Raw genomic sequence first — 5,115 nt, 5'->3', positions numbered from 1 at the left:
AGGTCCTGGACCGGGCGCTGGCCACCCTCGCCGCGCTCGCCCGGGGCGGGCCGGACGACACCCTGCCCGACTGACCGGCGGCGGTCACGGACCGTGCGGGCGCCGTCCCGGTCCGTCTCACACTCCGGGCGTGGCCGGGACCGGGTGCCGGAACCCCGTAATGTTGGGGCTGTGACCGTGAACGCTGATATCCACGCCGGTGGCAACACCTGGCGAGACCTGCCCGCGGCGCAGCAGCCTGACTGGCCGGACCAAGAGGCTCTGCGCGATGTGATCGCGGAGCTCCAGTCCTATCCGCCGCTCGTCTTCGCGGGCGAGTGCGACCAGCTGCGCGAGCGCCTGGGCGCCGTCGCCCGTGGTGAGGCGTTCCTGCTCCAGGGCGGCGACTGCGCGGAGGCGTTCGACGCCGTCTCCGCCGAGCACATCCGCAACAAGCTCAAGACGCTGCTCCAGATGGGCGCCGTCCTCACCTACGCCGGTTCCGTGCCGGTGGTCAAGGTCGGCCGGATCGCCGGCCAGTACAGCAAGCCGCGCTCCAAGCCCACCGAGACCCGCGACGGCGTGACGCTGCCGACCTACCGCGGCGACTCCGTCAACGGCTTCGAGTTCACCGCCGAGGCCCGCATCCCGGACCCGGAGCGGCTCAAGCGGATGTACCACGCCTCCGCCGCGACGCTGAACCTCGTCCGCGCCTTCACCACGGGCGGCTACGCCGACCTGCGGCAGGTGCACGCCTGGAACCAGGACTTCGTGAAGTCCTCCCCGTCCGGACAGCGGTACGAGGCACTGGCCCGGGAGATCGACCGCGCGCTGAACTTCATGAACGCCTGCGGCGTGGACCCGGAGGAGTTCAAGACCGTCGAGTTCTACGCCTCCCACGAGGCGCTGGTCCTCGACTACGAGTCGGCGCTGACCCGTACCGACTCGCGCACCGGCGACCTCTACGACGTCTCCGGCCACATGGTGTGGATCGGCGAGCGGACCCGCCAACTGGACGGCGCGCACATCGAGTTCGCCTCCCGTATCCGCAACCCGATCGGCGTCAAGCTCGGCCCGACGACCACCCCGGAGGACGCGCTCACCCTCATCGAGCGCCTGGACCCGGAGCGCGAGCCCGGCCGGCTGACCTTCATCACCCGCATGGGCGCGGACAAGATCCGCGACAAGCTGCCCGAGCTGGTCGAGAAGGTCACCGCCTCCGGCGCGCGGGTGGCCTGGATCTGCGACCCGATGCACGGCAACACCTTCGAGGCGGCCTCGGGCCACAAGACCCGCCGCTTCGACGACGTGCTCGACGAGGTCAAGGGCTTCTTCGAGGTCCACAAGGGCCTCGGCACGCACCCGGGCGGCATCCACGTCGAGCTGACCGGCGACGACGTCACCGAGTGCGTGGGCGGCGGCGACGAGATCTTCGTCGACGATCTGCACCAGCGCTACGAGACGGCCTGCGACCCGCGGCTCAACCGCAGCCAGTCGCTGGACCTGGCGTTCCTGGTGGCGGAGATGTACCGCGACCAGTGAGCCACCGCCCGCAGAGGGCATGAGTGGGGCGCGAATCACACGATTCGCGCCCCTTCTCGTTGTGGCACGCCTCCAGCGCCAGGTAAGGTAAGGGTTACCTCACTACGGATCACCGGATCGGTGAGGCCCCTGAGAACGATCCCGAGGAGGTGAACCGCGTGTACGTCTGCTCCTGCTTCGGCATCACCGAGCAGCAGGTCCGCGAGCACGCGGAGACCGGGGCCTGCACCCCCCGGCAGATCGCCTCCGCCTGCAAGGCCGGCACCGACTGCGGCGGCTGTGTGCGCCGCATCCAGTCCCTCCTGGGGCGCGGTGCCTGCCCCCGCCGCCAGCTGATCGACAGCGGGGACCCGCGGCCGCTGGCCGCCGCCGTGCCGCAGGACGGTACTTCCCCGGCACCCGCGCCGTCCCCCGCGCCGCGGGCGCCCCGTCCGCCGGCCGCGGCGGCCGGCACGGTCCTTCCCGGGAGCGCTCCGCTCAGTCCGGCTGCTTGATCTGCTGGGCGAGGTACAGCTCCTCGCCGAGCTTCTCGATCAGCTCCAGCTGCGTGTCGAGGTAGTCGATGTGCTCCTCCTCGTCCGCGAGGATCGACTCGAAGATGTTCGCCGAGGTGACGTCGCTCTTGCCGCGCATCAGCTCGATGCCGCGCCGCAGCCGGTCGATCGCCTCCACCTCGATCTGCCGGTCCGCCTGGAACATCTCGGTGACCGTCTGCCCGACCCGTACGTGGAACAGCCGCTGGTAATTCGGCAGCGCGTCCAGCATGAGAAGGCGGTCCGTGAGCATCTCCGCGTGCTTCATCTCGTCGAACGATTCACTGCGGGTGTGTTCCGCGAGCTTCAGCCAGTCGCGGTGCTCCTGCATCTTGGAGTGCAGGAAGTACTGGTTGATCGCGGTCAGCTCGGCGGTCAGCTGCTCGTTGAGGAATTCGATGACCTCGGGGTCGCCCTGCATGCGGCGGGCTCCTTCCGCGCGGAGATCTGGCAGGTGCCGCGCATCCTTGCACCGCGCGGAGGGAAACGTCCAGTAAGTTCACGCTTAGTACGAGTTGCCCGATTCTGTTCTCCCCTGGTCAACGGCACCCTTCCCCGTCTGACACCATGGGGGTATGGGTCAGCCGGAAAGCCGCAAAGGGGAACAATCTCAGCTGCCGCCGGGGCAGCGCATCCAGCGGGGCTGGCCGGTGACCCACTACGGCCCCGTACCGAAGTTCCGCCCCGACCGCTGGGAGTTCCGGGTCTTCGGCGCCACCGCCGACGGCGGCACCCACAGCTGGAAGCACGAGGAATTCACCGGGCTTCCCTATACGACCGTCGTCGCCGATATGCACTGCGTCACGAAATTCAGCATGCTGGGCGTCGAATGGGGCGGCGTACCCACCCGCACGATTCTCTCTCTCGCGCCGCCCGCGCCCGAGGCCACCCATGTCATGGTGTGGGCCGAATACGGGTTCAGCTCGAATCTGCGGATGGCGGATTTCGCCGGTGAGAAGTGCCTCTTCGCCACCCACCGATCCGGCGAACTCCTCACCGCCGAGCACGGATTCCCCGTCCGGCTGGTCGTCCCGCACCTCTACGCCTGGAAGGGCCCCAAATGGGTGCGCGGCATCGAGTACATGACCGCCGACCGCCGCGGATTCTGGGAGGAACGCGGCTACCACAACCTCGGCGACCCCTGGAGCGAAAAGCGCTACTCCTACCAGGAGGAACCGGGCGACGGCCCGGAACTGTGACCCGCCCCGGTCAGGACACCGACCGCCGCAACTCCTTCAACCGCGCCACATCCGCCGCGTGACCCTCCTTGCCGCCCGGCGTCTCGATCACCAGCGGCACCCCCTCCGCCGCCGGATGCGCGAACAGCTCGGCGAACGGCTCGGCGCCGAGATGCCCCGCGCCGATGTTGGCGTGCCGGTCCTTGCGGGCACCGACGACATCCTTGGAGTCGTTGGCGTGCACCAGCCGCAGCCGGCCCTCCCCGGTGACCTCCGTCAACTCGTCCAGCAGCGCCTTCATCCCGCCCGGTGCCGCCATGTCGTGCCCGGCCGCGAACGCGTGGCAGGTGTCCAGGCAGACCCCCAGCCGCGGATGCCGCTCCAGCGCGTCGAAGTACGGGCCCAGCTCCTCGACCCGGCCGCACAGCGAGGCGCCCTGCCCGGCCGTCGGCTCCAGCAGCAGCCACGGGTCGTCCTCGTGCGTCAGCTCGTCCAGCAGCGGCAGCATCAGCTCCCGCGCCTGCGCCAGCGCCGCCGACCGCGGGCGTCCGCCGGTCGCCGAGCCGGTGTGCACCACCACGCCCCGCGCGCCGATCTCCCGGCCCCGCCGCAGCGAGTGCCGCATCGAGGCGACGGACCGCTCGGCGGTCTCCGGGTTGTGCGACCCGAAATTGATCAGGTACGGGGCATGGACGTACGCGGGCATCCCGTCCGCCGCGCACGCCGCCCGGAACTCCTCGTCCTGCGCCGGGCTGCCCGGCGGCGTCGCCCAGCCCCGCGGATTGGCGACGAAGACCTGGACGCACTCACCGCCCATCCCACGGGCGTACGCGACACCGGTCCTGGCCAGACCGCCGGCGACCGGCACATGGCCGCCGACGGGATTGCGCCGGCGGGCACGCGCGGCGTCCTGCGGGGAAGGGACGTCCTGCGGGGAAGGGGAAGCACTCACCCTTCAAGGGTGCCAGGCGCCGGACCCTACAGCGCCCCCGCCAGCCGGATCGTGATCGTGCCGCCCTCCGGCGCCTTCTTCCCGCCCTCGACGGACTGCGACTCCACCGTGTCCCGCGGGAACAGGAACGGCTTGCTGACCGTCACCCGGAACCCGAGGTCCGTGAGCGTCTTCTTCGCGTCGTCGACGTGCTCCCCGGTCACATCCGGAACGGTGACCATCCTCGGCCCCTGGGAGACCGTCAGCGTCACCGTCTCGCCCTTGCCCAGCCTGCCCCCCGCGCCCGGCGACTGCCGTGCGACGGTGCCCGCCTCCTGCGACGCGTGGACCTCACGCGGCGCGAACCTCACCTCGAAGCCCGCCTCCCGCAGCTCCGCCGCCGCGTCCTCCCGCTCCTCACCGACCACATCGGGCACGTCCAGGGCCTGGCCCCGGCTCACGGTCAGCCCCACCGCCGTGCCCGGCCGCCGCGTGCCGCCCGCCGCCGGATCGGTACGGATCACCGACCCCTTGGCCACCTCGTCGCTGAACTCCCGGTGCTCGGTGCCCGGCACCAGCCCGCGCTCCCGCAGCGCCCGCCGGGCGTCCGCGACCGGAGTACCCGACAGATCGGGGACGGAGACGATGTCCGGGCCCCGCGAGACGGTCAGGGTGACCGTGCCGTTGCCGCGGACACGCTCCCCGTTCGCCGGATCGGTGGACATGACCCGGCCCTTGCGCACATTGGGGCTGAAGTCGCTCACCACCTTGGCCCGCAGCCCCTCCTCCCGCAGCGCCGAGACCGCCTTGGCCTCCGGCATGTCCAGCACCGCCGGCACCCGCGTGAACTGGCCCGCGCCGATGTACCAGACTCCCGCCCCGACCCCGAGCACCACCAGGACGGCGGCCACGACCACGGCGATCCGCTGCCGCGGCCACGCCGGCAGCGCGC

6 protein-coding genes are annotated in these 5,115 nt (G+C 71.1%); 3 read left to right on the top strand and 3 right to left on the bottom strand.

The window, feature by feature from the left end; translation table 11 throughout:
• The first annotated feature begins 171 nt into the window (after positions 1 to 171).
• Both AC51EU_RS26930 and AC51EU_RS26925 read left to right on the top strand, forming a co-directional pair.
• Positions 172 to 1,521 carry a class II 3-deoxy-7-phosphoheptulonate synthase gene (locus AC51EU_RS26930; RefSeq protein WP_496269688.1) on the top strand — a complete coding sequence of 450 codons (1,350 nt, stop codon included), beginning with the start codon at positions 172 to 174 and terminating at the stop codon, positions 1,519 to 1,521.
• 158 nt (positions 1,522 to 1,679) lie between these two features.
• A complete protein-coding gene (locus AC51EU_RS26925; protein ID WP_496269689.1) occupies positions 1,680 to 2,015 on the top strand; it encodes a (2Fe-2S)-binding protein in 336 nt (111 codons plus the stop codon).
• On the opposite strand, the gene bfr is transcribed toward AC51EU_RS26925, so the two are convergent.
• Positions 1,999 to 2,475: a bacterioferritin gene (bfr, locus tag AC51EU_RS26920; RefSeq protein ID WP_496269687.1), complete on the bottom strand. Its 477-nt coding sequence runs from the start codon at positions 2,473 to 2,475 to the stop codon at positions 1,999 to 2,001. The two genes, AC51EU_RS26925 and bfr, sit on opposite strands and share 17 nt — an antisense overlap.
• 154 nt (positions 2,476 to 2,629) lie before the next feature.
• Here bfr and AC51EU_RS26915 point away from each other — a divergent pair, with 154 nt between their 5' ends.
• A complete protein-coding gene (locus AC51EU_RS26915; protein ID WP_496269686.1) occupies positions 2,630 to 3,253 on the top strand; it encodes a sulfite oxidase-like oxidoreductase in 624 nt (207 codons plus the stop codon).
• A gap of 10 nt (positions 3,254 to 3,263) precedes the next feature.
• On the opposite strand, the gene AC51EU_RS26910 is transcribed toward AC51EU_RS26915, so the two are convergent.
• Positions 3,264 to 4,184, bottom strand: coding sequence for a deoxyribonuclease IV (locus tag AC51EU_RS26910; protein ID WP_496269685.1), 921 nt, complete (start codon positions 4,182 to 4,184; stop codon positions 3,264 to 3,266).
• 26 nt (positions 4,185 to 4,210) lie between these two features.
• The coding region (locus AC51EU_RS26905; protein WP_496269684.1) for a Stk1 family PASTA domain-containing Ser/Thr kinase at positions 4,211 to 5,115 on the bottom strand (905 nt) is incomplete at its 5' end.

It is taken from the genome of Candidatus Streptomyces philanthi (assembly GCF_059553635.1).
This window is presented reverse-complemented; position numbering and strand designations above follow the sequence as displayed.

What these genes read in the sequence shown, in the direction of transcription:
- bfr (WP_496269687.1), bottom strand. Translation starts at nt 2,475, where the DNA reads ATGCAGGGCGACCCCGAGGTCATCGAATTCCTCAACGAGCAGCTGACC.
- AC51EU_RS26915 (WP_496269686.1), top strand. Translation starts at nt 2,630, where the DNA reads ATGGGTCAGCCGGAAAGCCGCAAAGGGGAACAATCTCAGCTGCCGCCG.